This window comes from Bradyrhizobium sp. (genome assembly GCF_035484855.1).
In the GTDB taxonomy this organism is placed as follows: Bacteria; Pseudomonadota; Alphaproteobacteria; order Rhizobiales; family Xanthobacteraceae; genus Bradyrhizobium.
The window spans coordinates 1-3,575 of the sequence record NZ_DATHOP010000156.1 but is presented as its reverse complement, the minus strand read 5'-3'; the positions used below and the strand labels follow the sequence as shown (position 1 = coordinate 3,575).

2 protein-coding genes are annotated in these 3,575 nt (G+C 65.6%); one reads left to right on the top strand and one right to left on the bottom strand.

What is annotated here, in order from left to right; genetic code table 11:
- Window positions 1-1,795 (bottom strand): class I SAM-dependent methyltransferase (locus VK804_RS17630; protein ID WP_325372538.1); only part of this gene is annotated, 1,795 nt, incomplete at its 3' end.
- 199 nt (window positions 1,796-1,994) lie between these two features.
- Between VK804_RS17630 and VK804_RS17625 the strand changes: the two genes are divergently transcribed.
- Window positions 1,995-3,575 (top strand): NAD(P)/FAD-dependent oxidoreductase (locus VK804_RS17625; protein WP_325372536.1); only part of this gene is annotated, 1,581 nt, incomplete at its 3' end.

The following is a 3,575-nucleotide window of genomic DNA, read 5'->3' as shown; positions in this document are numbered from 1 at the left end:
ATTTCGGATCGCGCGCGGTATCGACCATGGATTGGTCGATCTCGAAGAACTTCCAGGTCTCGCCGGGCTGCGACGCGCAGGCCAGCGTGCCGGAGCCGAGCCCAATCACCGCCACGCGGATAGGGCCGCCCTTGCGTTCGCGAATGGCCGTGATTGCCTGCCCGATGCCGCCGTCTTTATGATAGTAGCTGATCGGCTCGGGCCGCCCGGTCACAGGCGTGCCGTCATCGTTGAGGAATTTTTCCGCGCCGTGGATCGTCGTGCCGTGCATCAGCACATGATACTGGCCGTTCGGCGTCACCACGATCTTGTGGACACCGAAAAAGCTGCGCACGGTTTCCACCCGTCCGTCATCGGACGGATAGGCCCGGATCAGCACCAGCGCCACAGCTACGGTTGCAAAAATCTTCCAGCGGTTGGCGTTCAGCCCGAGCGCCAGCAAGGCCGAGAGCACGCCGACCGCGCCAATCACATAGACCCGGTTGTCGTCGAGAAAGTTCATGATCCTGCCCTCCGAGTAGGAGGGCGCGATCAGGGCGACCGCGAGTGCGGCGAGAAACGGCCAGTACCAGGCGCTCCAGCGCGGCAAGCGCTCGGCGCCGCCGGGCGGCCGGCACAGCGCCGCCAGCGCCAGCAGGATCGGATATTCCGCGACCCATGAAAACGCATAGGGCGCGATCAGGCCTGCGAACAGGCCGCCGACCATGCCGCCGAACGACAGCGCGACATAGAAGCCGGTGAGGTATTTCGCCGCCGGGCGGGTGCGCGCCAGTTCGCCGTGGCAGGCCATCGCGATGACGAAGAAGCAAAGCAGGTGGCCGCCGAGCGTCAGCAGCAGGTTCTGCTCGCCACCGACCGCGAGCAGCACGATGACGCCCGTGATCGCCAAAGGCTGCGCCATCAGCATCCATCTGTGCGGCAGCAGCGGGCGCGACTGGAACACCAGCACCCAGGTCAAGAGATACAGCGACAGCGGCAGCACCCACAACAGCGGCGCCGCGGCGACGTCGGTGGAGATATGCGCGGTGACCGCGATCAACAGGCCCGAGGGCACCGCGGCCAGGAAAATCCAGCGCAAGCGCAGGATCCGCGGCGGCGGCGGCGCGTCGGTATCCTCGGCCAATATGTCGACGGCCGATGTCAGCGGCGAGCGCAGCAGCAATACGCCGCAGGCGGCGATCAGCACGATCAGCACGCCATAGCCGCCGGTCCAGATCAGATTCTGCGCGCGCAGCGTGAACATCGGCTCCAGCAGCACCGGATAGGACAACAGCGCCAGGAAGCTGCCGATATTCGAGGAGGCATAGAGGAAATAGGGATCGTGCCCGTTCGGGTGGCCGGTGCGGACGAACCAGGCCTGCAGCAGCGGATTGTTGGCGGCGAGCGCGAAGAACGGCAGCCCGATCGAGACCGCGAACAGGCCCAATAGCCAGAACGCATAGCCCGAGGTCGGCGGTTCACCCCAGCCGCTTGCGATCGACAGCGGCAGCGACAACAGCGCTATCACCAGCAGCACCAGATGGATCACCACCGGCAGCATGCGGCTGGATAGCCGCATCAGGTAATGCGCATAGGCGTAGCCCGCGAGCAGCAGCGACTGGAAGAACACCATCGCCACCGACCACACCGCCGGCGAGCCGCCGAGCCGCGGCAGCACCATCTTGGTGAACAGCGGTTGCACCGAGAACAATAGCAGCGCACTGACGAAAATGGCGGCCGTGTAGACGGTCAGCACCAGCCGGTTGCGGCTCACGGAGGGTTGTTCCGCGGCAGCGGACGGATCGGATGAACTCATGCAAGCTCCGGCGTGAACCCGGCCGACGCCGGAGCCGGCAATGGAGCATATGCAAGCGCGGCGGGCAATGCGGGGAGGCGGAGCTGGATTGTCACTTGGCGCTGGGCTGACAATCACATCTTCGCTAATGATCGTCATTCCGGGGCGCGCGCAGCGCGAACCCGGAATGACGGGATCCCGATTATATTTTGAAACAAACATGACAGAGACGGACGTTGTCATCATCGGCGCCGGGCATAACGGCCTCACCTGCGCGGCCTATCTGGCAATGGCCGGCCTGCGCGTGAGAGTGGTCGAGCGCCGCGCGGCGGTCGGCGGCGCGGCGGTGACGGAGGAATTCTATCCGGGTTTCCGCAACTCGGTCGCGGCCTACACCGTCAGTCTGCTCAACCCGCAGATCATTTCCGACCTGAAATTGAGCGAGCGGGGCCTGCGCATCGTCGAACGCCGCGCGCAGAATTTCCTGCCCGCCCCGGATGGCAGCTTTCTGCTCACCGGCGAAGGCCGCACCCATGCGTCTGTCGCCAAACTCAGCGAACGCGACGCCGACAGGATCGACGCCTTCAGCCGCCAACTCGAGGAGATTGCCGACGTGCTGCGCGCCTTCGTGCTGCGCGCGCCGCCCAACATCGTCGAGGGTTTTGGCGCGGGCGCGATCCGCGAGGCTTTCAATGCATGGGGTAGCGCCAATATCCTGCGCGGACTATCGCTTCCGCAACAGCGCTCGCTGCTCGATCTGTTCACGCGCTCGGCCGGCGAGATGCTGGACGACGTCTTCGAAAGCGACCTGGTCAAGGCCTTGTTCGGGTTCGACGCCATCGTCGGCAATTACGCCAGCCCCTATGCGGCGGGTTCGGCCTATGTGATGCTGCATCACGCCTTCGGCGAGGTGAACGGCAAGAAGGGCGTCTGGGGCCACGCCATCGGCGGCATGGGTGCGATCACGCAGGCGATGGCGAAGGCGGCCCGTGGCCACGGCGTCGACATCGTGCTGGGGGCCGGCGTGCGCGAGGTGATCGTGGAGCGCGACCGCGCCGTCGGCGTGATCCTCGACAACGGCGAAACCGTGCGCGCGAAATATGTCGCCTCCAGCGTCAATCCGAAACTGCTGTACACGCGGCTGGTGCCGCCCGATGCGCTGTCCGCGGAATTTCTCGGCCGCATCAGGAACTGGCGCAACGGCTCCGGCACGTTCCGGATGAACGTCGCGCTCAACGCCCTGCCCTCGTTCACGGCCCTTCCCGGCACCGGCGATCATCTTACCGCCGGGATCATCATCGCGCCTGATCTTGGCTACATGGATCGCGCCTGGCAGGACGCCCGTGCGCAGGGCTGGAGCCGCGAGCCGGTGGTCGAGGTGTTGATCCCCTCAACCCTCGACGATACGCTCTGCCCGCCGGGCCAGCACGTTGCGAGCCTTTTTTGCCAGCATGTCGCGCCGGAATTGCCCGGCGGCCGATCGTGGGATGACCATCGCGAAGAGGTTGCCGATCTCATGATCGCGACGGTGGATAAATACGCGCCGGGTTTTGCCGCCAGCGTGATCGGCCGGCAGGTTCTGTCGCCGCTCGATCTCGAGCGCCAGTTCGGGCTGCTGGGCGGAGACATCTTCCACGGCGCGTTGACGCTGAATCAACTGTTCTCGGCGCGCCCGATGCTCGGCCATGCCGATTATCGTGGCCCGCTGAAGGGTCTTTATCACTGCGGCAGCGGCGCACATCCCGGCGGTGGCGTCACCGGCGCCCCCGGTCACAACGCCGCGCGGGTGATCCTGGGGGAT